The organism is Streptomyces sp. NPDC006510, from assembly GCF_040611955.1.
Classification (GTDB): domain Bacteria; phylum Actinomycetota; class Actinomycetes; order Streptomycetales; family Streptomycetaceae; genus Streptomyces.
Genome location: NZ_JBEXPH010000098.1, coordinates 7,857 through 31,562 on the forward strand (window position 1 = coordinate 7,857; position 23,706 = coordinate 31,562).

The following is a 23,706-nucleotide window of genomic DNA, read 5'->3' on the forward strand; positions in this document are numbered from 1 at the left end:
GCCCTCCGGGTACCGGACGTACCCCTTCGGCGGGTCCTCGTCGTCGGGCACACAGGCCGATCCGGTGGCCCCGATCGTCATGACGGGGTACTCGCCGCCGCCACAGATCGCGTCCTCCATCGAGCATCCCGTGGCCAGCACCGCCACGGTCGCGGAGGCCAGGGCGAGCACCGCTGCACAACGGCTCGCGCGGCGCCCGCCCCTCGCGGACGCCGCCCGGCCGATTCGGCTGATCCCGTACATGATCGCTCCTCCGTACTGGCTGATACCCCCAGCCTGCACGGAGCGCGAAACATCGATCATGAGTACGAATACTTACGCGTGGGGCACCACGTACTCGTCTGCCCCGTGCCCCTACGCCAGCTTCGCGGCCTGAGCCTCGACCACCGCGGTCGGCAGCTCGAAGTCCTCGACTTCACCGGCGAGCATGGCCATGTTCATCGAAGAGAACGAGGCGAACGAGGCGCCCTGGCGCATGGCCACGAGCTTGAGCTCCGCCTTCTCCCCGCCCTGTTCCAGCTGCACGGTCCAGGCAACCGCCTCCTCGCCGCCCTTGACCTGCTCCTCGGTGATCTTGGTGACCTTCTGCTTCTCACCGGCCGCCGTGAACTCGAAGCCGCCGGCGCACTCGGTGGCCGCGGTGCGCAGCGAGGCGACCGACTCCTGAGCGCCCTTGCCGTCGTACGAACCGAGGGCCAGCTGCGTCGTCGTGATGTCGAACGCCGCCTTGAACGCCTCCTCGACGTCCCCGCTGTCCTGCTTCGCCAGGTCGCCCTTCTTCGGCTCGCTGACGACCGTGCGCTTGGTGAACGCGCCCGGCTCGCCGACCTGCGCGCCCATCAGCGCGTCCGCCAACGGGGCGCAGACCTTCTTCTCGACCTTGATGTCATCGACGGAGATCGTGTCCTTGGCCGCGGCCTTGGAGATCTTGTGCCCCTTGACGTCGCCCTGGGCCAGCGCGGCTTTCTCCAGCTCGGCGGCGCTCAGCGCCTTGGCCGCGGGTGCGGCGGCCGCGGACTCCTTGCCCTTGGCGTCCGCCCCCTTGTCGGAGGAACCGGAGTCCGAGCCGCCGCCGCACGCGGTGGCGAGCAGGGCCAGGGACACCGCGGTGGCGGCAACAGCGGTACGGCGTATGGCGGTGGAACGCATGGTCCGGTCCGTCTCTATGAGCAGGGTGTTCGGTTTTGCTCACTCTATGAGCGAAAAATGGTTTGATGATCAATCAAGTCGGGCACGGGATGTGATCGTGACGGCGTCGTGATCATCCTGTGAATGCGCTGTCCGCCGTCGCGATCCACATCAGAACGAGACACAGAGGTGCAATCACCCCATGCAGGCTGACTTAACAACCTCGGCCGTTCTCCGCTCCGTTGGACTGACGGAGGACCGGATCGCCGCATGCGCCCCGCTCACCGGAGGCACGTTCAACACGGTCGCCCGGGTGACGCTCACGGACGGCAGCGACTGGGTGGTGAAGATACCGCCGCCCGAGACCCCCGGAACCCTGATGGGTTACGAACGCGATCTGCTGGTCAACGAGGCCATGTTCTGCACCGCCGCGGGCGGTTCGGCTCCGGTCCCCCGCGTCCTGCACAGCGAGCTCGACCCGGCCGCGCCGACCGGCCCGTACGTGATCATGTCGGCCTGTCCGGGCCGGCCCTGGAGCGAGTTCGCTCCCGGCTCGCTGTCTGCTGCGGAAGGGCGCCGGCTCCGCAACGACCTGGGGCGGATCGTCGCCCGGCTGCACGCCGTCACCAACCCCGTCGGCTTCGGCTACCCCTCCCTGGCGGTGGGCCCGTTGGCCCCGTCCTGGCGGCAGGCGTTCACCGCGATGACCGACGCCGTCCTCGCCGACGCGGGCACCTACCGGGCCCGGCTGCCGCGCCCGACGGCGGAAGTCCGTACCCTGCTCGCCGCCGCGTCGCCCGTGCTCGACGATGTCGCGCGACCCGCCCTGGTCCACTTCGACCTGTGGCAGGGCAACCTGCTCGTCGACGGCGGGCCCGGTGCGCGGACCATCGGCGGGATCGTCGACGGCGAGCGGATGTTCTGGGGCGACCCGGTCGCCGACTTCGTATCGCTCGCCCTGTTCGGGAACATGGAGGAGGACGAGGACTTCCTCGCCGGATACGCGGACGGCAGCGGGCAGCCGGTGGTGTTCGACGCGTCCGTGCGGCTGAGGCTCGCGCTCTACCGCTGCTACCTCTACCTGATCATGCTGGTGGAGACCATCCCGCGCCGCGCTCCCCAGGAGGAGCTGGACTGGGCGTGGACGCAGGTCGCCCCGCAGCTCGAATCGGCCCTGGCGGACGTGGAGTCGGCGCTGCGGACCAGCGACTGAGCGCGGCGCCCGCCTCCCGTCGGTCTCAGCCGGCCAGGGCCCGCTGGGCGTCGTACAGATTGGCCGGCCACACCGCCTCCGGTGTGCCGTACGCCTCCAGCCGGGTGTGCAGATCGCCGGTGAAGTCGGGGACGTCGATCTGGTCGAACTCCGTCACCTCGCTGACGCCGGCTGTCGCGCTGTACGGGGCGAGCCCGTCACTCCGCATCAGGCCTGCCCGGCCGTTGGTGACCCGGATGTTCCAGTACGTGAAGCGGGCGCCGAAGAGCGGCCCGGCGCTCGCATCGCCGCCGTGCCGCCCGTTGTTCTCGACCGTGATGTCGGTGCGGACGTTGGCGAACGGCATGCCCCGGTGCGAGTCGAACGTCTTCATCCATGCGAACGACGTTCATACCTGCGTCGGCGGCGAGCATGCCGCGGCGCCCCGGCGCGCCGAAAGGGGCGTGCACCGGGGAATCGTCAGGCGGGGTAGGTCAGTTGAGCCGGTCGGTCGAGCCTCGACCCATGGGTCATCCGGCCGGGCGCTGGGTCAGGTGTGTGAACGCGTCGAGGTTCCGTGTGGACTCGCCGCGCGACACCCGCCACTCGTACTCCTTGCGGATCGCGCTCGCGAAACCCAGCTCCAGCAAGGTGTTGAAGGACCCGTCGGCCGCTTCGAGCACCGTGCCGAGCAGCCGGTCCAGCTCCTGCGGGGTGACCACGGAGAGCGGCAGCCTGCCGACGAGATAGATGTCGCCGAGCCGGTCGATCGCGTAACTCACCCCGAAGAGGCGGAGGTTGCGCTCCAGCAGCCAGCGGTGGACCGCTGCGTCGTTCTCGTCCGGGTGGCGGACGACGAAGGCGTTGAGGGAGAGCGAGTGCTTGCCGACGCGCAGCAAGCAGGTGGTGGACAGCTTGCGGGTGCCGGGGAGCCCGACCACGTAGTCGCCCGGCCCGGGGCTCTCCCATTCGAGCCCGGCGTCCTTCAGGGTCGCCTCGATGACCTGCGCGACCCGCGTCGTCGCCGCTTCGGTCGGTGCCGCTCCGTCGGGTACGTCAGCCATGGAACGAGCGTACGTCAGGCGTGGAGCGAGCGTACGCGACGGCGGTGTTCGTGCATCGCGGCCGTGTACACGTCTGCGGTCGCGGACGCCGCGGTGTCCCAGCCGAAGCCCTGGGCATGCGCGGCGGCCGCCGCACCCATCCGGGCGACCAGTTCCGGCGCGTCGGCGAACCGGGCCAGCGCCTGTGCGTACGCCTGCGGGTCGTGCCCGGGTATCAGGAAGCCGCTGACCCCGTCCCGCACCGCCACCGGGAGACCACCCACGGCCGCCGCGACGACGGGCGTGCCCGCCGCCTGCGCCTCGATGGCGACCAGGCCGAAGGACTCGCTGTGCGAGGGCATGACCAGCACGGAAGCGGCCCGGAACCAGTCGGCGAGCTGCTCCTGCCCGACCGGCGGCTGGAACCGTACGACATCGGCGATGCCCAGCCGCGCCGCCAGCTTCTGCAGCCCCTCCGGCTTGGCGAGCCCACTGCCGCTCGGGCCGCCGACGACCGGTACGACGATCCGGGAGCGCAGCGTGGGATCGCGGTCCAGCAGGACGGCGACCGCCCGCAGCAGCACGTCCGGGGCCTTCAGCGGCTGGATGCGGCCCGCGAAGAGCGGAATCAGGGCGTCCTTCGGCAGTCCGAGGCGCGCCCGTGCCGCGGCCCGCCCGTCGGCGGGGCTGAAGCGGTCCAGGTTGACCCCGGGGTGGACGACGGCGACGGACCCGGGATCGGCCTCGTAGAAGCGGACGAGCTCGTCCGCCTCCTCGGTGGTGTTGGCGATCAGCCGGTTGGCCGCGCTGACGATCTGGGTCTCGCCGATGACACGGGCCGCCGGCTCGGGGGTGTCGCCCTCCGCGAGCGCCGCGTTCTTGACCTTCGCCATGGTGTGCATGGCGTGGACGAGCGGGACGCCCCAGCGCTGGGCGGCGAGCCAGCCGACATGGCCGGAGAGCCAGTAGTGGGAGTGGACGAGGTCGTAGTAGCCGGGGCGCTGGCCGGCCCACGCCTGCATCACGCCGTGCGTGAAGGCGCAGAGCTGGGCGGGCAGCTCCTCCTTGGCCAGTCCCTCGTACGGCCCCGCGTCGACGTGCCGGACCAGGACGCCGGGCGCCAGCTCGACCGCCGGGGGCAGCCCGCCGGTGGTGGACCGGGTGAAGATCTCGACCTCGATGTTGATCGCGGCGAGGCGCCTGGCCAGCTCCACGATGTAGACGTTCATGCCGCCCGCGTCGCCCGTGCCCGGCTGGTGCAGGGGCGAGGTGTGCACGGAGAGCATCGCGATGCGGCGGGGTTTGCGGTGGCCGCCGGGGAACGCGGCGGGGAACCTGAGGCGCGGCGCGACCCGGCTGCTGCCGAGCCGGGAGACGTACTGACTCACGTCGTCCGGTCCTCCTCACTCAGGGCATGACACCGAAGGGACCCGAGCCCCTGCGAACGGCTGCAACAGCGGAATCTCTCCTTTCATTTCCGCTTTACCAAATCATTACGGTGCGTGCGCCGCACGCCGGCCGGGCCCGGTCCGCCCACCGGACCGGCCCCCCGCGCCGCCGGCCGGCCGCCGCGAGATCGTTACGCTCGCTGTCATGCGCCCCATCGGCACCGCGACCCGCGGGACCACCAACCCGAACCGGCTCCGCCGCATGGACCGCTGGATCGCCGCCACCCACGGCCCGGCCCTGCGCCGCGCCGACCACCCCGTCGCCGTCGACCTCGGGTACGGCGCCGCGCCCTGGACCGCCGTCGAACTGCTGCACCGGCTGCGCACCGCCGAGCCGCGCACGGCCGTGGTCGGCATCGAGATCGACCCGGAACGGGTCGCGGCGGCGAAGCCGTACGAGCGCGAGGGCTTGACCTTCCTGCACGGCGGGTTCGAGATCCCGCTCCCCGAGCGCCCCGACCTCATCCGGGCGGCGAACGTGCTGCGCCAGTACGACGAGGGCGAGGTCGCCGCGGTCTGGCAGCGGCTGTGCGCCCGCCTCGCGCCGGGCGGGCTCCTGGTGGAGGGCACCTGCGACGAGATCGGGCGCCGGCACGTATGGGTGGCGCTCGGCCCGGAAGGCCCGCGCACGGTCACGTTCGCGACCCGGCTCGCCTCCCTGGACCGCCCCTCCGACCTCGCGGAACGCCTGCCCAAGGCGCTGATCCACCGCAATGTGCCGGGCGAACCCGTCCACGCGTTCCTGCGGGACTTCGACCGGGCGTGGGCCGCGGCGGCCCCGTACGCCTCGCTCGGCGCCCGGCAGCGCTGGATCACGGCGGTGCGGTCGCTGTCGGGCGACTGGCCGCTGGCCGACGGGGTACGGCGGTGGCGCCAGGGCGAAGTCACGGTGAAATGGACCGCCCTCCAGCCCAACCCGTAGCCCGACTCGCGCCGAACGGGGCCGGCGAGGCCGTGTCGGGGAGGCGGACGGGAACGGGGACGGGGCATCGTTCGTCCAGACAAGGGGAGCCGAAGGGGGGATCGCTTCCCCGAGGGCTCCGGTCGATCCGTGTGACCGTCAGGACAGCGGCCGTGTGCCTCTGTTGCTTTTCGGTACGGCATGGCACGATCTCGACATCGGCGGAAAGTTACTGACGGTAAATCAGATTCATTCGGGGGGAATCTCGTGAACCGACGCCACTGCGCCTCAGCCGCGATCACTCTGGTCTGCGCGCTGTCCGTACTCATCACGCCGGTCCAGGCCTTCGCCACGCCCGCGCCCCCGTCCCCCTCCGACGAGCGGCCCTCCGGGTCCGGGGCGCCGAAGAAGAGCCTCGAAGAGGTACGCAAGGAGATCGACGCCCTCTACCGCAAGGCCGGGGCCGCCACCGACGCGTACAACCTCGCCGAGGAGAAGGCCGAGAAGCAGTCCGGCGAGATCGTGAAGCTGGCCCGCGCCATAGTCGTGGGCCAGTCGAAGATCGCCGAGCTCAAGAGCCAGGCGGGCGCCCAGGCCCGCGAGCAGTACCGCACCGGCGGGCTGCCGCCCGGCGCCCAGCTGATGCTCAGCGACGACCCCCAGCTGTTCCTGGACGGGGTGAACCGGATCAGGGAGGGCCAGCAGGCCGCCCAGGGCGTGCTCGGCGAACTGACCAGGACCCAGGAGGACTTGGAGACGTACACCAAGGACGCGAGCACCAACTGGAAGAAGCTCGAAGCCAACCGGATCAAGCAGGCCAAGGCCAAGAAGAAGATCAACGCGCAGATCACCGCGGCGAAGAAGCTGGAGTCGCGGCTGAAGAAGGAGGAGCGGGCCCGCCTGCTCAAGCTGGAGCAGGAGGCCGAGTACAAGCTGCAGACCGCCTGGCTCAGCTCCGGCGCCCTGAAGGACATCAACCGCGAGGCGAGCGCGAGCGGCAAGAAGGCCGTGGCCTTCGCGACCGCGCAGATCGGCAAGCCGTACGTCTGGGGCGCCGAGGGCCCCAAGTCGTACGACTGCTCGGGGCTCACGTCACAGGCCTGGCTGTCGGCGGGCCGGCCGATCCCCCGCACTTCGCAGGAGCAGTGGCGGCTGCTGCCGCGCATCGCCATCAAGGACATGCGCCCCGGCGACCTGATCATCTACCACGGTGACGCCAGTCACGTGGGCATGTACATCGGCGACGGCGCAATCGTCCACGCCCCCCGCCCCGGCCGCAACGTCACACTGGCGGGCGCGGGCTCGATGCAGATACTCGGCGTCGTACGCCCGGACAAGTAACGACGGCCCCGACGAATCGAGCGGGCGCGGCAAATGACAAAGCCTGTCCGCCCGATCGAGCGGGCCCGGCGAACCAAGCTCGTCCGGTCAACCGAACCGGCCCCGCCGAACAAGCGGGCCCGGCAGAATCAAGCCCGTCCGGCGGTTGAGGACAAAGCGTCCCCGGACGCCCCGGGGCACGCCGCCGGACGCCCCCGGGCACCTCGCCGCACACCCCGGCACCCCCACAAAGCACCCCGCACCCCAGCGGCGCACCCCCGCACTCCCACGGGAGTGACCTGCACCACCCACCCCCACCGCACCGCGTGACCTTTGTCATGCCCGTACCCCCGCGCCCACCCCGGCACATCTCGCCGGATCCGTGACCTGACGCGGCTTATGGCTGCACATATGCCGGAGGCCGATCGCGGAACGCCATTCCGTTCCCCCGCCGCGGCCCGCTATCGTCCCCGTCTGGCGGATCGTCGATCGTCGTTCCGCCGCGCCCTCGGGGGGAGGGAAGGAAACCCGAACCGATGCCCGTACCCGTACCGCAGCAACGCGCCGACGCCGCTGCGGAGGCCTCCCACGGCGCCGACCTCACCCTCCTGGTGATCGAGGACGACCCGGCGGGCACCTTCACCGTCCCCGAGCTCCCGGCCGCGGCCGGCACGAGGGTGCGTATCCGCACCGCCCGCAACCTGACCGAGGCGGGCCGGCTCCTCACGGACGACGTCGACTGCATCCTGCTGGACCTGGCCCTGCCCGCCTGCAGCGAGACCCGTGCCTCCGGGGCCGGGGACGCGGAGGGAACCGACCGGCTCGCCACCCTCAAGCACGTCCTGCGGGTCGCCCCGCGCCACGCCGTCCTCGCCCTCACGGCGGAGGACGACACCGAGCTGGCCGCCGAGGCGGTACGGGTCGGCGCCCAGGACTACCTCTTCCGCGACGAACTCGACGGCCGGCTGCTCAGCCGCGCCATCCGGTACGCCGTCGAGCGCAAGCGCGCCGACGTCGCCCAGCACCAGCTCACCGAGTCCACGCTGCGCGCCCAGGAGAACGCCCGCCTCGAACGCGGCCTGCTCCCCACTCCGCTGCTCGACGGCTCCGATCTGCGCTTCGCGGCCCGCTACCGCCCCGGCCGCAGCCGCGCGCTGCTCGGCGGGGACTTCTACGACACGGTCCGTACGCCCGACGGCACCATCCACGCAATGATCGGCGACGTCTGCGGGCACGGCCCCGACGAGGCGGCTCTCGGCGTGGAACTGCGCATAGCGTGGCGGGCGTTGACGCTGGCCGGGCTCTGCGGCGACGAACTGCTCTCCACCCTCCAGCAGGTCCTGGAGCACGAGCGGGAGAGCGAGGAGATCTTCGCGACGCTCTGCACCGTGGACATCGCCCCCGACGGCCGGCGCGCGGGACTCTGCCTGGCGGGCCACCCCGCCCCGCTGATCGCCCGGCGAGGTCAGGCCGCACACCTTCTCCCGTACGAGGACGGCGGCCCGGCCCTGGGCCTGCTGCCGCGCGCTCGCTGGCCGCGCCGACAGGTGGATCTCGGCGGCACCTGGAGCCTGATGATGTACACGGACGGGCTGATCGAGGGGCGCGTGGGCCAGGCCGGTACTCAGCGGCTGGGCCAGGACGGCATGGTCGAGATGATCAACCGGCAGCTGGCGGAGGGGCTCACCGGCGAGGATCTGCTGGAGGCCGCGGTCACCCAGGTGCGGGAGCTGAACGGCGGCGAGCTGACCGACGACGTCGCGGTCCTCCTGCTCGACCGCGACCAGGAACACGTCCGCCGCCGGCTCCCCGACGGCGACCGGGGCCGGAGCATCCCGCGCCCCCGCCCCGGATCGGCACCATCCACGGCCCCGTGAGCGCCGCGAACCCGGCGAACGCTCAGCGCCCGCCGTTGTAGGGCCCGTACGGCCCGTCGCTGCTGGAGCCGCCGCGCCGGCCGCCGCCGCCCGAGACCGCCCGCAGCGCGGGCCGCACGTCCACCAGGAAGACGATGGACGCGACCGCGCCCGCGAGCTGCAGGAACAGCATCGGCACGAAGAGGTTCACGGCGACGGTGATGCCGAGGATGAGCAGCCAGAAGGACTTCTTCTGCTTGTCCGCGGCCCGGTAGGCGTCCTCACGGGCCATCGCGGCCATGATCAGTGCGACCACGGCCAGCACGAGCATGACCATGTAGAGCAGCCAGACGAGTGTGCTGAATCCTGTGAGCAACATGGTGTGCACCGCCTAATAAGTGGATGAGCGCCTCGCGGCCAAGGTACCGGGACAACGGGCCGGGCACTCTGGAAGGTGCCCGGCCCACGCCCCGCTACACACTTCGGCGCCACAGCACCGCCGGGGGTGCCGTGGCGCCGGGTTCCTACTTCGCGCTCGGCGGAGTGGTCTTCCTCGCGGCGGGCTTGCGCGCGGGCGCCTTCTTCGCGGGCCCGGCCTGGGTCCTGCTCTCCGGCTTGACGGCCTTCGGGGTGGGCCTCGGCGCGGGCTTGGGTGCGGGCTTGGGCGCGGGTGCGGCCTTCGCGGTGCCCGTCGGCTTGGACTCCTTGCGCGGCTCGACGACGACGGCGATCTCGACGATCTCGTCGGCCGTCTCGCCACGCCAGTTCTTCACGGTCTGCTCGCCACGCTCGGCGACCTTCTCGTACGTCTCCCGGGCCCGCACCGCGTACTCCGCGGCCACGCCCAGACTCCGCAGCGCCAGGTCCTGCGCGCTCTCGCCCAGCTTCCGCAGGTCGCTGTCGAACGAGCCGATCACCTCGGTGACCTTGGCCTGCACGGTGGCCTGCGCCTCCTTGGCCTGCGAGGTCACCTTCTCCTGCACGGCCTTGGGGTCGGTGTTGCGCACGGCCTCGATACGCTCCGGCGCCTCGGCACGCAGCTGCTCGATCAGTGCCGGGACCTTGCGCGCCTGCTCGACGGCGAGATCGGCCGTACCGGCGGCGAAGTAGAGGGGGGTCGGGTCGGTGAGGGTCTTGCGCAGGTCATCGGTGATGGCCATGAGTGTGGTCCTCCCGGATCATCAGGCTCAGTGTGAGGGTTTCTCAGGCGTTGAGGGCTTCGAAGGCTTCGAGGGCGGTGAAGGCGTATCGGCACCGCTGCCGTCCGCACCGGTGTCCGCACCGGTGTCCGCCCCTGGCTCGTCGCCGGTCTCAGATCCGGCCGCGACGCCGGATTCCGGTCCGGGCTCGAACCCGTTCTCCCTGCGGAAGGAGTCGTAGATCTGCAGCAGGACACTCTTCTGCCGCTCGTTTATCGACGGATCGGCCAGAATCACCGCCCGCGTCTCCAGCTCCTCCCGCTCCCGCTCGTCCAGAATCCCGGCCCGTACGTAAAGGGTCTCGGCGGAGATCCGCAGCGCCTTGGCGACCTGCTGCAACACCTCGGCGCTCGGCTTGCGCAGCCCGCGCTCGATCTGGCTGAGGTAGGGATTGGACACCCCGGCGGCATCGGCGAGCTGCCGCAGCGACAGCTGCGCGTTGCGCCGCTGCTCGCGCAGGTACTCACCGAGATTGCCGACGTTGAGTGATGCCATGTCCCGATAGTGCGCCAACCTTGCTAACTTTTGCAAGCAGCCGCTTGCAAAAGTGCGCTAGACCACTCGCATGGCCCCGTGTGCCTGAGCACGTTAGTTGTCACCTGAGTAGGACAACTGTCACCGGGCCGGTTTGGCGGACTCTGGCGCGCTAGCTCTGGCGGGATCCGCCGGGTGAATACCACTCTGGGCATACTGGACTTCGGACCTCGCGGTCCGCCAGGTTGGATGGCGCCATGGCTAGACGACACAGGACGAAGGAGAAGCGGCCTCCCTTCGGTATACCGCGGAAGATCATCCTGCTGTCGGGGCAGGACGTGTGGCCCTACACGTTCATCGCCGACGACTCGGGGGGCGGATGCGGCAAGGTCGCGATGCCCACTGACGCGGCCCTTGAAAACGCGCAGGCGGCGGTCTTCACGCCACTAGCGGACCTCACCTAAACCTTCCACGGTGTCGAGATCCGCATCCTCTGGTCACCCCTGACACCAAACTCGTGGGTCGGGCGTATCAGTTCCATCACCAGGGATGGCAATACACCTAGCGCCTACTGCATGGCCGACCAGTCGGCGCTGACCCTGGTGGATCGGCAATGGTCGGGTCCCGGACGTTCCGATGCGGGACCCGACCATTCCTGCCCCGCCTCCGAGGCCGTCGACCACGAAGGCAGGGCAGGGGACGCTATCCCCTTATGGATGCGGCGAGCGCCGCTGGCGGCAGCGCCAGGTCGATGCGCGGGTGGGCACTTCCGTCCTGCGGGGCGAGGAGCCGGGCTGCCCACCCTTCGGCGGCCTGGACAATCTGCGGAGATGCGTCCGTGCGCATGGGCAAAACGGTCAGCAGGACCCACCCGGAGCGTCGGGCGGGGCCTTCGGTCCGGTGCTGATGGTGTTCGGCGAGCCGGTCGCCGACGGCAGTCGACCCCTGGCGGCACACGCTGCCGACGTAGCGACAGCAGCACCGGATGTCCCAGGCGACGTATACGGCACTCGTTGCTGTGATGCTGTGCCGGGCCACGTCAACGCTAGCCCGGCATGTGAGGTTGGCCCGAAGGCCGCCGTGGGCGGACACAGCAGTGGTGTCGATGAGCGGCGCCAGTGCTCGGGTGACGGTGGCGAGCTGGCGCACGATCTTCCGAGGGATCGGCACGGTGGGGCTCATGCGTCACCACCGTCGCCTTCGTCGTCCAGGTCGAGCAGAGTGGTTCGGGCCGGACCGTAGTGGCTGAGAATGTCGTCGACGTTCTTCAGCTGCTGCCGCAGCACATCCACGCCGTCGGGGCTGCCGAAGACCTCGCGGCCGCGGGCGTGGGTCTGGGTCATCTTCGCGAGCGTGGTCGCGGCCTTGCGGGCGTTGTTGATGGACTCCTCCAGGATCCGCCGCTGGCGTACGTCTTCGGGGGTGGTGGTGCCGCCCTTGCCACTGTTGTTGCGCAGCTTCTTGCGGTTCTCGATGATGGCGGCTTCGGCTTCGACGGGATTGGCGGCGTGCACCAGGTCCCACTCGTAGTCGATGGTGACCATTGCGCCGGCCTTGTCGTGGATCGCCTCCCCGTCGCGCACGATCACGCCATCGATCTCGCGGTCGACGGTGTGGTACTGCTTGGGAAGGATGCCCGGGTCCGCCGCGACGTGCGCGTAGGCGATCGAGTGGAGCATCCGCCGTCCACCGCCAGTCGAAGCGAGCAGCGTCAGCAGGTTGTTCGGGGTGAAGCGCAGCGGGGCGGTGGCACCATCCCGGGTGATGCCGAGCTTGGAGCCTCGGTCACGGGTGATGTACCCGTCAAGGATTGCCGCCGTGCCCCCAAGCACGATCAGCTCGGCGCGGGCGGCGGCCTCGCCCTTCTCGGCACGCTCCAGGATCTCGTCGAGGACCTTCAGTGCGTCGCTGCCGGTGGTCAGCTCCCACGGCTGCTTCCACACCGTGTCGGTGATCGTGCCGCCGTTGCCAAAGGCGCGGGCCGCTGCGTCGATCCGCTCAGAGCTGCGGTAGGACGACAGCGCCATAGGTGCCAGGTGCTCGCTCACGCGCTGGCGATCAGCCTTGCCCATGCCGAACTCCTGCTTGATGAGCAGGTTCATCTGGTCCGCCCGACGGCCTGCCAGTACCGCGTGCTGGTGGACGGCCGTCGCCCACAGACGGTGAGGCGGCACCCCGAGCGACTCGTGCATGGCGCCCGGCCCCACCTTGCCGAGCAGTACCTGGTAGCAGCCGTCACTGACCAGGCCGTTGCGCAGGGCGTGCCGGTAGACGCGCTGCATTCCCTGGGTGTTCTGGGCGCCGCCGGTCCACGGCGTAACGTGCACGTGAAGGTTAGCCACCAGGTCGTCCCGAGCGGCAACTAGGTCGGGCAGACGGGAGCCGTCCTCCGCGCGGGCTCCGACCACCACCATGGCGGGGAAGGTGAGCGTGTGGCCTTCCCGTCGAGTCGCCTCGGTTAGCGTCCGCTCGGCCAGGCCGCGACGGACACGCGCAGCCATCTCCGTCACCTTCGCGCGGGAGGCCCGCTGGTCAGCCGCGCGACGCGGACCCTGACGGTCCACCGGCCCGATCACGGCGGACACGCACGCGGCCGCCGCCGCGTCGATGTCACCACCGGTACGGGCCAACCACATGCTCACCAGTCGGCTGTTGCCGTCGCCGGCGACGGTGTAGGTCTCCTCGGTACCGTCGCCGTACACGACGCGCACCATGAAGAGGGTCAGCGGCTCCTTGATGCCCTGCTGCAGCACGCTCTCGGTGTAGACGTTCTTCCCGCCCTCGGCCTCGAACGTCATGCGCATGCTCTCGGTCACCGCGGCGGCCAGGGCCTTCCGATCTGCAAGGTGCACTACGAAGAGGGCGCGCGGCTCTCCGGTCTCCTCGTCAACCAGCGTCTCGTAGGTGACCGGTACCGCCGTCGCGGGCTCCACGTCCATTGCGGTGTGCACCTTGTGCGCCCACCGCTGGTTGACGAAGTCGGGCAAGACGTCCAGGTCGAGATACCGCTGGTGCGGCGGAATCGTGTACAGAGTTCCGCCCACGACCGGCTTGTCCATCAGGAGACCGCAGTCCGCCATGTCGCCCTGCGCCTCAACCAGCCGTCGCAGCCGCACCGGGTCTACCGCGCCAGCGGACACCACGCTGGACGCATCCTCGTCCAAGGAGTTCGCCGGGTTGTCCAGCAGTACCTTGCGGGCGCCGCGCAACTGCGCCACGGGAACCGGGTCGGGTACGGGGTTGGGGCGGCGCAGCAGAGGAGGGAGATTGTCGTTCTCGAAGTCGTCGATGTTCATCGACATGCCCTTTCAGGGACCGACGCGCTGCGGACAGAGCCCGCTGTCCCGGCAACCATGCCAAGGACTCCACTGCGCGCCGTCACAAGGGCAGCGAGCGCCGTCACGATCCATCACCGGCTCTACAGTCCGGTACGTACCGTGCCGACCGGCATTCCACGGGACTAGGCGGGCTGCTGGTCAGCCAGGCCATCTGGACCCGGACTCCCGTCGATGACGGGTGCCAGCCACCCTTCACGTAGCAGGTCGCAGCCTGAAACGTGCAGTTCCGTATAACCGGAGCGGTGCGCGGCCGATGCGGGTAACCCACCCCGGCACCATCGAAAGTAACACATCGCCATGTCGTGAGCTACACCCTGTAGCCAGCGGCTTGCGGGCCCTTGAGCGCCTCACGGACGGGCGCGAGCGCGTGCGCATACTCCGACTCCGGCTGGAGACGAAATGGGTAATGCCGAGCCGTCAGTCTGGACTTGAGCAATTACGAGTTGGCGTGGCCCGCAGCGCTGTTCGTATCCGAGGCCTTGGACTGGTCGACGGCCCTGGCGGCCTGCGGAGGAGATGGAGAACCACAGCGACGCCCCCTGGGCCGACACCACCCCCGAGTGGGGCAGCCGGTCGGTGGTGGCGACGAAGCACGACTGGTTCTCCGAACTCACGCGCCTCGCAGACGGCTTCGAGGAGCGCGACAGTAGCCCTTCGACTTCGGCTCCTCCCGGCCTCCCTCGGGAATCGGGCCACGGGCGATGATCTGGCGCATCGGAGCCATGTGGTTGAAGTGGTTCATGATGGCGACCCGTAGCGGGAACGACATCCAGGCCTGGCGCCGGAGATATAGCGACAGGGCTTGGTCGAGATCGCTGGCTTGGTGGATGAGTGGCAGCATGCGCTCTCGGGCCTGCTCTTCGTCGTCTGCATCAAGGAGACGTTCGGCGATCCCGAGGACTGCCCCCATAAGCAACGGGTCCAGCGGAGGGTCCGTGAAGGGGCGAGAGCTGTGCTTCTTTCCGGGTCTGTCTCGGAGGGTTCTCGCACGGACATGGCGTTGCTCAGCGTCATGGTCGAGGGCTTCCGCGAGGGCTGGTGTTGCGGCGAAGGACCGGCCCGCCGGCCAGGACAGGAACACGAGACCGAGCAGGGCCCTGAGGTCGGCGAAGTAGTCGGCGGCGGGAATCAGCCAGCCAACGCATGGGGTCATCGCGGGGCCGACGGGGTCGAGGAGATCCTGAAGACGCCGCTGGAGGCCAAGCAGGTGCTCCAACGTCTGTACGTCGGGGAGCTCTTCGGAGGGCACGCCGCCGGGTTCGGCGAGTTGGGCACCACAGGCGGGTTGGAGGCGCCCGATGGTGCGGGGGGCGATGGTTGTCCGGCACTGGGTGGGGTGCAGGTCTTCGTCCCAGGGACGGGCGATGATGCTGTTCATCTCGACCGTGTGGACGGGTTGTCGGCAGGTGGGGCAACTGATTCGCAGCAGGCGGCGGTGCTTGGTACAGGCAAAGATTGGTGGGAGGCGCCAGGAGCGCTGCCAGGATCCACCATGGAGTTGCTGGATCTCGCTCCCGTCCCCAACGAGGCATTGCGGGCAGTAACGAGGGGTGTGGGTCAGCAGCCAGGCGTTGTCATTGACCATCCTCGCGGCGCTCTTGCGTGGGGTGAACTTCTCGCTCAGCGGTCCGTATCGCTCGGCGAGCGAGGAGGTCAGCAGGCGGCTGACCTCCTCGGGGGCGAGCCGGGTGGATTGGGCGAAGGCCCGGACCTGTTCGGGCCCCAGATCATGAAGAAAGCGGATGGGAACGCGGAAGAGCACGTTGTCCCTGCGGCGACCGGTCAGCCCAGTACGGATGGCGACCATACCGGGGGACGTGCCCAGTCGATGAGCAAGGCGGAGGATGTAGCCGGTCAGCGTCTCGTCCGACAGTGGGTCCAGGCCGCGAGGAAGAGAACGCATGCCTTCATGGTGCTCTGCTTGCTGCGGGCGCGCACGCCTTCGCTGTGACTGAGCCCGAGTCCCCGAGTCCCACACAGGGTTGGACGGAAACCGGCGGCGCCTGAGGTGCCGCCGGGTACATGATTACGGGATGGAACAGCCCTACGAGGATCCGTTCAACGAGCGTTCGGACCAGGCTCGCCGCATTACAGCAGTCACGCGCCGAGACATCTTCGACTACGTACGGACTGAAGGCGGACCCTGGTGGGGCCGGATGGAGGAAGCCGCTTTCCTCGCACGCCTCTATGACTTGGAGTTGTTGCCCTCGACAGATTCGCGCTACACAACGGCACGCGGCGACATTATTCAGCATCGTGTGAACAACTACGACTGGGACGACGACTGGGTCTTCGACGACTCACGTTTCCGGCTCGCGAGCGGGCCCGACGAGGTGCTACTGGGCTTCCTTGCCCAGATGGTGCACCCAGTCGTGCAGTCTGACACCGAACGAGCAGCCAAGATCGTTTCAGACTTGAACAGCCTGCTCATGCCTGATGGCTGGATGCTGAGGCCGCACAAGCAGATGTCAGGCCGACCAGTGTACGCGCCAACGCGTACTGGGAGCGGTGCCGGGGTTGCCATCTCGTTCGCCCACGAGGCGGTCGCTCGCATCGATACCGAGTACATCTCCCAGCAGGTGACGCGGATGGAAGGCGCTGTGGACACCGAACCGGAACTCGCGATCGGCACCGCAAAGGAGTTCATTGAGAGCATCTGCAAGACGATCCTCGACGAGCGTCAGGAGCCCCACGGGAAGAACGACGATGTCCCTACACTTGTCCGTAAAACCACCAAAGTCCTGCAATTGATGCCAGATGACATCGACTCCACTGCTCGCGCTGCTGACACGATCAAGCGGATGCTGATGAATCTCGCGACGCTCGTACAAGGATCAGCGGAACTACGCAACGCCTACGGCACCGGCCACGGCAAGTCCAAGATGCAGGCTCAGCAACGCCTGACACCACGCCACGCACGGCTCGCCGTCGGAAGTGCCGCGACACTCGGCGTCTTCCTGTACGAGACTCATGACGCCCGCAGCTAGCACGCTGCTCGACTGCCGAGCCTTCCCAGGGAACTCCGACGTCCGTAGCGGCGCAATGACACGTCATAGGCCCCCGTTGCTGCAGTGACAACGCCAGCTATATCCGATCGACTTCAGATGCCCGGTCGGGTTCTGGTTCCTCATCATCAATGACTTGACATGCGATGCGCGGTTTTGGGAGCACTGGACATGACAGAGAGAGCGACAGCAGCGGCGAAGCGGCACCCCGTATGGGATGAGGGGGTAGTCACGGCACTTGCCGTAGTACTCACAGGTGAAGGAGGCCTCACCCACACACAGATCGGTCACTTCTTGACTCTGACTGGCATCCAGGGTGACCCGGGGAAGACATACTCCAAGAAGGACCGCCTCACCGTCGCGCTGATCAACCAACAACGTCGGACCAGGATGGCGAACCACATCATGGTGTTCATCAAGAACGTCATGACACCGGTGTCCTACACGCAGCAGCCAGGTGATTTCGCCAGGCGCCAAGGCGACCTCAACGAAGTTCTTGTCCACGTCGGCTTCCGCGTCAACGACGAGGGTCGCCTGGCGCGCGGGCCTCAGGCGAGAACCCTCGACGAGGCTGCTCAGCACGCCAACTCACTACGGATCGAACTGCGTCGACGCGCGACCCATCCGGAGGTTCTCGCCTACTGCACCGCGGAGATCCTGACGAAGAATGCCTTTCACGCCAGCCTTGAGGCAAGCAAGTCAGTCTCTGCCCGGCTGCGGCAACTCACCGGCGAGCAGGGAGACGGCTCCCGCCTGGTCGACGCCACGCTCATGCCGGGCAGCACGGGCACTCCGCGCGTGGCCATCAACTCTGGGTCTTCGACAACGGATCTGGACGAACAGCGGGGGTTCGCAAACGTGCTTAAGGGACTGCTGAGTATGTATCGCAACCCCACAGCACATGACCCGCGCATTCACCGCCAGGTGACCGACGACGAGCTTCTTGAGTTGCTTACCACCCTGTCGATGATCCACCGACGTCTGGACACAGCCACCGTCAACCCGTGACCAGTCGGCGAAACCCCTGGTCTTCGATGCGTTGCCCGATGCGCGCGAACGCGCCCTTGTCCTGCCGTACCGCGAGGAGCACCACACTTGCTGGCCGGGACAAGCCGTTGAGGGCGCGGAACTGGTATCCCACCACATTCTCCACTCGCCTGGTCTTGTCGATGATCGGGGCCATGGCCTCGTGGCCACTGATCTCATCCGGGGCGGACAGCAGCCGTGCGGCAATGCCGAACACCGCTCCGGCGACGACGGGGTCCGCCGAGGGCTCGCTGTAGTGGTGCGAGGCGCGGCGCTGTTTGCCGATCGGGGCCCGAGACTCCGCGAATGCGGCATGTCGACGCTCGGCCTCCCGGTCGACAAACGTGGCGAGGGCCGGCGTCTCGGCGAGGTCTCGTGCCTGTGGCCATGTCATGAAGATCAGCCCGCTCAGGGCGCGGAGATCGATGAAGTACTGGGCTGCAGGGATCATCCATCCGAAGCTGCCCACCCACGTCGGACCGTCCGGCGCCAGCAGGTTGTCGAAGTGATACTGAAGTCTCAGCAGAGCGGCGACGGTGGTGGGTGCTTGCGGGGCGCGATCCACACCGACGCCGGCCAGCCTGGCGCCGCAAACCGCCCGGGTGCCTGGAGTGGTGGCCCGGCACTGAGCGGGGTGAAGGTCTGCTTCATGACTGCGGGCGATAAGGCCGCCCGCGCGCGTGGCGTTGACGTCCTGCCCGCAGCGGGGGCATCCGTTCAGAAGGAGCCGCTCGTGCCGCAGACAGGCGAAGACCGGAGGCAGCCGCCACGTTCGCCGCCAAGTGCCGCCATGGCGTTCTTCGATCTCTGATCCGTCGCCTGAAAGACAAGTCGGGCAGTACCGGGTCGTGCGGGTGTGGATCCAGCTGTTGTTGTGGAGCATCCCCTCCAAAGTCCGGGTCCGTGCCAACAGACGGGAATTCAGTGGCCCGTAACGGCTGCCTAGAGGAGCAGTCAGCAGCCCCCGGACTTCGTCGGATGTGAGCTGCGTCGTACTCGCGAACGCGCCGCGTCGTTGATCGTCCAGGTGGTGCAGGAGGCCCATGGGAACGCGGCGCGTACCCATGCGCGCCGCCGCAGACACCAGCCCTGTACGGGCCGCGATCTCCACAGGCGCGGCGCCGAGCCGGTGTGAGAGCCGGAGGAGGTAGCCGTGAAGGGATTCGCCCTCCAGCGGGTCGAGGCTGCGAGGCAAGGGCCGCAGGTCGCTCTCGAAGGCATCAAACATCGGCTGCGGGGCGGCCGCCCTGGTCGTCGAAGACGGTGTTGCGGCCGCGTTTGCGGCGCTTGGACGGTGCGGCTTTCGCCTCGTCCTTCAGCACGGGGATCTCGCCGGAGGCCGCGTCCCGTCCGGGGATGTTGCCGAGGTTGATGGGGATCTCGTCGAGCAGGTTGATGGTCAGGTTCTCCTGGCCGCTCTCCATGGCCTTGGTGCAGCCGTCTTCGATGAGCCGTTTCAGCAGCCCGACGATGCCTTCGGTGCGGCGGAACAGGTACTCGGGCATCGTGCCGTCGATGAGCATGCCCGGCGCGGCGCGGAAGAGCCGCAGCTGATCCTCGACGCCGGCGAGATGGTTGACCCAGGTGGCGATGCCGCGGGGGGTGTCGTAGTGGAACGGATCGAGATTGATCATGTCGAAGCGGCGCTCGGTCTGGGTGGCCGCCTCGTCGTTGTAGCTCTTTCCGCGCTTGGCGGGAGACATCACCATCTGCCCGGTGCGCGGGTCGTGGCGTCCCTCCCTCAGAAGCCCGGAGCCGGGGATATTGACGCCGATGAGGATGAGGGTGACGTTCAGACTCATCAGGTCGCGGATGAGATCGAGGGTGTCCTGGTCGTCCTCGCGGTGCATTTTCAAGCGTGTGATGTCGTCCATCAGCAGGGCGGTGGTGCAGTGCGCGTGCAGGGATTCGCGGACGTTGCGGATCAGCCCGCGCAGGGTCTTGGCGTGCGGGGCACCGTAGAAGTCCAGAATGGCCTCGCACAGTCCCTTCGGAGTGGCCTTGACCGGCGTCTGGCAGTAGGCCACCGGCAGGAACAGGTCTCGGGTGCCGGGGATCGCGTTCGGGTTGAGTTGATGGTGCAGGTCGCGCCAGAAGTCCTCGAACTCGGCGGCAGTTTCGCAAGCCGTCTCCGTCTTGCCCTGATAGCCACCGCCGTTGATCATCAGGCCGTCTCGTGTGCCGGGGGTCTGTTTCAGCGCGTTGTTCTGGATCCGCGACCTCATCAGTGCGGTGACCTGCGCGCTCATCGGCGTCTCCTGCATCCGCAGGTTCACGTGGGTGGCTGCGCGGTGCAGGTCGTGCAGACCCCGCTTGCGCGGGCTCATGGCCCGGTACTGGTCCAGTGAGAGTCTCGGGGCCGGGATGAACGTTCCTCGCGTCTGCCGCCACCGCTGGTATCCCTCGTGGGTCACCCGGTTCGGCGAGGGGCCGAACCGGAGGAACGGGACGACACCGTCCTGTAGTCCGCTCTGACCGTCTGCCATCTCAGTCCTCTCCTTCCGGAACCGGGACCGGCTCGGCCGTGTCGCTCTCGTCCTCATCGGGGAGGATGAACAGGTTTCCCTTGCGGTAGCTGGCGCCCAGCGGGGGCGGCAGTGCGGGCCGGGACGGCCCGGCCTGTTCCCGGCGCCGACGGCGCTCGGCATCCAGACTCTCGGCGGCCTGCCGGGCCTGATCCGGCCAGTGCAGATGGACGACCGTGTCCCCCGCCGCCCGGACGGCGGGTTTCTCCTCGCTTCGTGCGGCGGCGGGCCGGTCGGCAGCTGCTGCCTTGGCCTGTGTGACATCACGGGCGCACTCGGTCCGCTGGGACTTCTTCAGGCGGGTGGGCCACTGGCTGACCGGTGTCCGCAAACCGATCAGATCCAGAAGCAGGGGTAGGAGTTCGTCATCAGCCCTTGGCTTCAGACCGGCTCTCTCCGCTCGCTGCAAGAGGTCTCGCACTCGGGCATCGCCGAAGGCCGGCACCTTTCCCTCCGGCGGCAGCCCCGTCCAGCTCAGCGGATGCCACTCGTGGGAGAGCGGGTCCTGGAAGAACACGGTGCGGCGGTCGCGTGGTTCCCGGTGGATGATCCACTGCCACTTACGTTTGCCGCCTCGGGCGGATCTCTGGTCACGGTAGGGGTCCAAAGCCGGGCCGTCGTACCAAAGTCCGCGGACTTTCACCCCGCGCCGGCCATGGATCCTCGTCACCGAGTGCTCGGGCAGCAACTGGTAGTAGAGCTCAGGTGAGGGGATCTCCATCGCGAAGCCACCTTGGGCGAAGGAGGCAGCGAATAGCGAGTTCGGGCTGTGGTCCCCTCCCGGGTCCCAGCTCGGAGCATGCTGGCCCAGGCGGCGCTGCTGCCACACCTGAACGATCCAGGTCGCGATCAGGTGTTCCATCTCCTCGATGGTCCACGTCACATCGCCCTCCGGGTCGGCCCCGCGGTCGGCGACGTCCACTCCGGTGTAGCCCAGCAGATGCTCGAACAGCAGGGACCGGATACTGCCAAAGGCTCTCTCCACGACCTGCTTATCCGTGGGACGCAAGACACGGGAGGGAAGGATGTTGCATCCGAGCACACGCTGGACGTCGACGAGGTGGTGATTTCGGTAGACCGACCCGTGGTCGGTCGTCACTGTCTCCGGAGCGAAGAACGGCAGCCCGGCGACCTTATGGCCTGCGAACTCCGCCACCACCGCGGCGGGCAGTCCGGGATAGGGCCATTCCATCTCCTCGCCCCAGTCCGCCCGCATCGGCAGCGGCAGCATCACGTCCCGAAGCAGCATCGCCACATCCACCGAGGTGTCTGAGACCAGCGTGAGCCGGAACGCGCAGAGCGAGTGTGTGTAGACGTCTATGGCGAGGGTGAGATGGACCCTCACCGGATCGCCGAACACGCTCTCACGGACCATGACCGGTAGCACCGTGGTGTCCAGCGCCACCACCTGCCCGGGACGGTGGACCACCACGTGCCCCGCTTTGGTGGGCAGCTCTGCCGACCGCGCATAGCGCTGGCGGGCCCCACCTGGGCCGAACCACTCCTTCCAGACCCTCAGCAGCGTGTGATAGCCGGGGACCGCAACGTCCGGCCCGAAGGTCTCGCGTACGTACTGATGAACCATGGCCTCCCGAGTTCGGCCGTCCACCCGCGAACGGTGCAGGGTCTCCGCCCTCACCGCGAAGATCGCCTCCCGGACCTCCTCGCTGATACTCGGATGCCCACCGCTCTTGCGCAGCCAGCGGTCGTCCGCGCAGCCGACCAGCCCGAAGCGGCTGCGGCTCTTCTCCCAGCGGATCAGGGTGCGGTAGCCCACCTCGGCGAGGCCGAGCATCCTCGCCTCCTGGCTAGCCAGGGCCTTGAGCTCAGCGACCTTCGCCATCCGCCGCTGCGTCAGCGTGGTCGCCTCGGGGTCGTACTCGGGCTTCGGTTCGCCCGGCCCCGGCCGCAGCGGATCCCCACTGCGGAACCCCGTCTTCACTTCTAGCAAGTGGGCCGCGCGTAGCTCGGCCAGTCGGCGCTTACCAGGGTCCAAGTCCTTTGCCGACGCTGGCTGTCGGCCCCGGCTCGCCCCCGACGCCGAGGTCCAGGAAGAGGCACGGCAATGCCTGTGGTTGGCGAGGAAGTGGAAGGTCAGTCGCTGCCGGGAACCGTCCGGCCCCACCAGTTGCACCCGCCCGAGATGCGGTTCACGCAGTTCAACGGTCCACTCCACATCGTCGAGCACCACCCCGGCACCGACGGACAGATCCGGTGCGCGAGCAGTGCTCATGAACGCTCCGATCCGAGTACCACCGTCGAGCGGTCCGCGAGAGGCTGGTTCAGATCGACACCAAGACGGCGGTGCCAGAGCAGATGGAGGAGATGAGCCCGCGCGACCGGTTCGAACGTGCTGCCCGCCGCGATGTCCCCAAAGGTCAAGCCCTCGCCGGCCCCGGCGAACAGGCCCGTCTGAACACCCAGCGGGTCCGCCAGCGGCCGCCGCCGCGACGACATCTCGTCCACCGACATCAGCACATGTGGCCTCCACCCCGCTGCCACCGTGTAGTGCCAGCCGCAGGTCAGCGCGGCCTCGGCCGTCGCCGCAAAGGACTCCCGGTCCTCCTCCTGGATCAAGTCGGCGGGGCGGACGTCGATCAGCCAGATGCCCAGGCGGCTGATCGCGAGGAAGTCCGGGGTGTGCTTGCGCCAACCGGCAGCCGTACGGAACTTCAGCCGCAGCGGCTGCGAGAGAACTTCGGTCACATCGCCGGCGAAGTCCAGGGCCAGCAGCAGCCCGGCTTCCTCCAAGCTTTCGAAACCGTGCAGACGCCCCGTACTGACCATGTACTCCAGCCCGGGGCGATGACGCTGGTCCCGCCTCCAGGTGAAGCCCCGCATCGGCCCCAGCCTGGTGACCGGAGCGGCGTCCAGATCGGCCACCGGACAGGTCACCTCACCCCCGGCGTGACGCCAGGTCGCCGTCCACCGGCGCGTCCAGCCCTCGGCCAGGTCGAGCCCATCCCGCCCGGCACCGAGCGAGACGGGGACCAGCAGGTCATCCCACCGGCACGAATGCGACCACAAGGGTCTACACCCCGCACCATCGGCCGCCCCGGCATGTACCCCGCCGGATCCCTGAAGCTCCGCCACCCCTTCAGAGAAGCGGAGCCCGGCGTACGGCGTAGGCGATCTCCGGTTCTGGTGACAACAAGACGAGCAATTGTCAATTCCTGTGGATCACCGTGGGGAGCCTCAAGTGGCCCGCAGCCATTGATCGAGGACTGCGAAGTCTTCGGTGGTGAGGCCGC

21 protein-coding genes and 1 pseudogene are annotated in these 23,706 nt (G+C 68.6%); 7 read left to right on the top strand and 15 right to left on the bottom strand.

What is annotated here, in order from left to right:
* Together ABZY11_RS26290 and ABZY11_RS26295 are read right to left on the bottom strand one after the other, a co-directional pair.
* The coding region (locus ABZY11_RS26290; protein ID WP_356481494.1) for a hypothetical protein at positions 1-243 on the bottom strand (243 nt) is incomplete at its 3' end.
* A 111-nt stretch (positions 244-354) separates the two neighbouring features.
* Positions 355-1,149 (bottom strand): hypothetical protein, encoded by a 795-nt coding sequence (locus ABZY11_RS26295; protein WP_356481495.1) that lies wholly within the window; start codon positions 1,147-1,149, stop codon positions 355-357.
* Between the two features lie 181 nt (positions 1,150-1,330).
* Between ABZY11_RS26295 and ABZY11_RS26300 the strand changes: the two genes are divergently transcribed.
* Entirely contained in the window at positions 1,331-2,341 is a 1,011-nt protein-coding gene (locus ABZY11_RS26300) for an aminoglycoside phosphotransferase family protein (protein WP_356481496.1), read from the top strand.
* 25 nt (positions 2,342-2,366) lie between these two features.
* Here the strand turns inward: ABZY11_RS26300 and ABZY11_RS26305 are convergent.
* The 3 genes and pseudogenes from ABZY11_RS26305 to mshA form a co-directional block, all read right to left on the bottom strand.
* Positions 2,367-2,708 (bottom strand): annotated as a pseudogene (locus ABZY11_RS26305) (hypothetical protein); the annotation flags it as partial.
* A gap of 142 nt (positions 2,709-2,850) precedes the next feature.
* The gene (locus tag ABZY11_RS26310; protein ID WP_356481497.1) at positions 2,851-3,384 is read right to left on the bottom strand and encodes a YbjN domain-containing protein; all 534 of its coding nucleotides are present in this window, start codon (positions 3,382-3,384) and stop codon (positions 2,851-2,853) included.
* A 14-nt stretch (positions 3,385-3,398) separates the two neighbouring features.
* Entirely contained in the window at positions 3,399-4,751 is a 1,353-nt protein-coding gene (mshA, locus tag ABZY11_RS26315) for a D-inositol-3-phosphate glycosyltransferase (protein WP_356481498.1), read from the bottom strand.
* 205 nt (positions 4,752-4,956) lie between these two features.
* Here mshA and ABZY11_RS26320 point away from each other — a divergent pair, with 205 nt between their 5' ends.
* The 3 genes from ABZY11_RS26320 (at position 4,957) to ABZY11_RS26330 (ending at position 8,909) form a co-directional block, all read left to right on the top strand.
* Complete coding sequence (locus ABZY11_RS26320) at positions 4,957-5,733, top strand: class I SAM-dependent methyltransferase (RefSeq protein WP_356481499.1); 777 nt, start codon at positions 4,957-4,959, stop codon at positions 5,731-5,733.
* Between the two features lie 246 nt (positions 5,734-5,979).
* A complete protein-coding gene (locus ABZY11_RS26325) occupies positions 5,980-7,053 on the top strand; it encodes an NlpC/P60 family protein (RefSeq protein WP_356481500.1) in 1,074 nt (357 codons plus the stop codon).
* A 515-nt stretch (positions 7,054-7,568) separates the two neighbouring features.
* The gene (locus tag ABZY11_RS26330; RefSeq protein ID WP_356481501.1) at positions 7,569-8,909 is read left to right on the top strand and encodes a fused response regulator/phosphatase; all 1,341 of its coding nucleotides are present in this window, start codon (positions 7,569-7,571) and stop codon (positions 8,907-8,909) included.
* A 22-nt stretch (positions 8,910-8,931) separates the two neighbouring features.
* Here the strand turns inward: ABZY11_RS26330 and ABZY11_RS26335 are convergent, their stop codons facing one another.
* From ABZY11_RS26335 to ABZY11_RS26345, 3 genes are all read right to left on the bottom strand, one after another.
* Positions 8,932-9,267, bottom strand: a complete 336-nt coding sequence (locus tag ABZY11_RS26335; protein WP_356481502.1) for a DUF2516 family protein — start codon at positions 9,265-9,267, stop codon at positions 8,932-8,934.
* A 145-nt stretch (positions 9,268-9,412) separates the two neighbouring features.
* A complete protein-coding gene (locus ABZY11_RS26340; RefSeq protein WP_356481503.1) occupies positions 9,413-10,048 on the bottom strand; it encodes a hypothetical protein in 636 nt (211 codons plus the stop codon).
* 27 nt (positions 10,049-10,075) lie between these two features.
* Positions 10,076-10,582 (bottom strand): helix-turn-helix transcriptional regulator, encoded by a 507-nt coding sequence (locus ABZY11_RS26345; protein ID WP_356481504.1) that lies wholly within the window; start codon positions 10,580-10,582, stop codon positions 10,076-10,078.
* Positions 10,583-10,818: 236 nt separating this feature from the next.
* Between ABZY11_RS26345 and ABZY11_RS26350 the strand changes: the two genes are divergently transcribed.
* Positions 10,819-11,025 carry a hypothetical protein gene (locus tag ABZY11_RS26350; RefSeq protein WP_356481505.1) on the top strand — a complete coding sequence of 69 codons (207 nt, stop codon included), beginning with the start codon at positions 10,819-10,821 and terminating at the stop codon, positions 11,023-11,025.
* Between the two features lie 238 nt (positions 11,026-11,263).
* Here ABZY11_RS26350 and ABZY11_RS26355 read toward each other — a convergent pair whose 3' ends face one another.
* The 3 genes from ABZY11_RS26355 to ABZY11_RS26365 form a co-directional block, all read right to left on the bottom strand.
* Positions 11,264-11,743, bottom strand: a complete 480-nt coding sequence (locus ABZY11_RS26355; protein ID WP_356481506.1) for a hypothetical protein — start codon at positions 11,741-11,743, stop codon at positions 11,264-11,266.
* The gene (locus tag ABZY11_RS26360; RefSeq protein ID WP_356481507.1) at positions 11,740-13,857 is read right to left on the bottom strand and encodes a hypothetical protein; all 2,118 of its coding nucleotides are present in this window, start codon (positions 13,855-13,857) and stop codon (positions 11,740-11,742) included. Before ABZY11_RS26360 ends, ABZY11_RS26355 begins: the two co-directional genes overlap by 4 nt.
* 652 nt (positions 13,858-14,509) lie before the next feature.
* Positions 14,510-15,802, bottom strand: a complete 1,293-nt coding sequence (locus ABZY11_RS26365; protein ID WP_356481508.1) for a TniQ family protein — start codon at positions 15,800-15,802, stop codon at positions 14,510-14,512.
* A 130-nt stretch (positions 15,803-15,932) separates the two neighbouring features.
* On the opposite strand from ABZY11_RS26365, the gene ABZY11_RS26370 reads away from it, so the two are divergent.
* A complete protein-coding gene (locus ABZY11_RS26370) occupies positions 15,933-16,886 on the top strand; it encodes an abortive infection family protein (protein ID WP_356481509.1) in 954 nt (317 codons plus the stop codon).
* Between the two features lie 312 nt (positions 16,887-17,198).
* A complete protein-coding gene (locus ABZY11_RS26375; RefSeq protein ID WP_356481510.1) occupies positions 17,199-17,912 on the top strand; it encodes a TIGR02391 family protein in 714 nt (237 codons plus the stop codon).
* Here the strand turns inward: ABZY11_RS26375 and ABZY11_RS26380 are convergent.
* From ABZY11_RS26380 to ABZY11_RS26395, 4 genes are read right to left on the bottom strand one after another with little or no spacing between them, the layout of a single operon-like run.
* Positions 17,902-19,158, bottom strand: coding sequence for a TniQ family protein (locus tag ABZY11_RS26380; protein WP_356481511.1), 1,257 nt, complete (start codon positions 19,156-19,158; stop codon positions 17,902-17,904). The genes ABZY11_RS26375 and ABZY11_RS26380 overlap by 11 nt on opposite strands.
* Complete coding sequence (locus ABZY11_RS26385) at positions 19,151-20,416, bottom strand: TniB family NTP-binding protein (protein WP_356481512.1); 1,266 nt, start codon at positions 20,414-20,416, stop codon at positions 19,151-19,153. The genes ABZY11_RS26380 and ABZY11_RS26385 overlap by 8 nt, the downstream gene beginning before the upstream one ends.
* A gap of 1 nt (position 20,417) precedes the next feature.
* Positions 20,418-22,688, bottom strand: coding sequence for a transposase (locus tag ABZY11_RS26390; RefSeq protein WP_356481513.1), 2,271 nt, complete (start codon positions 22,686-22,688; stop codon positions 20,418-20,420).
* A complete protein-coding gene (locus ABZY11_RS26395; RefSeq protein ID WP_356481514.1) occupies positions 22,685-23,482 on the bottom strand; it encodes a TnsA-like heteromeric transposase endonuclease subunit in 798 nt (265 codons plus the stop codon). The genes ABZY11_RS26390 and ABZY11_RS26395 overlap by 4 nt, the downstream gene beginning before the upstream one ends.
* Positions 23,483-23,706: the final 224 nt, after the last annotated feature.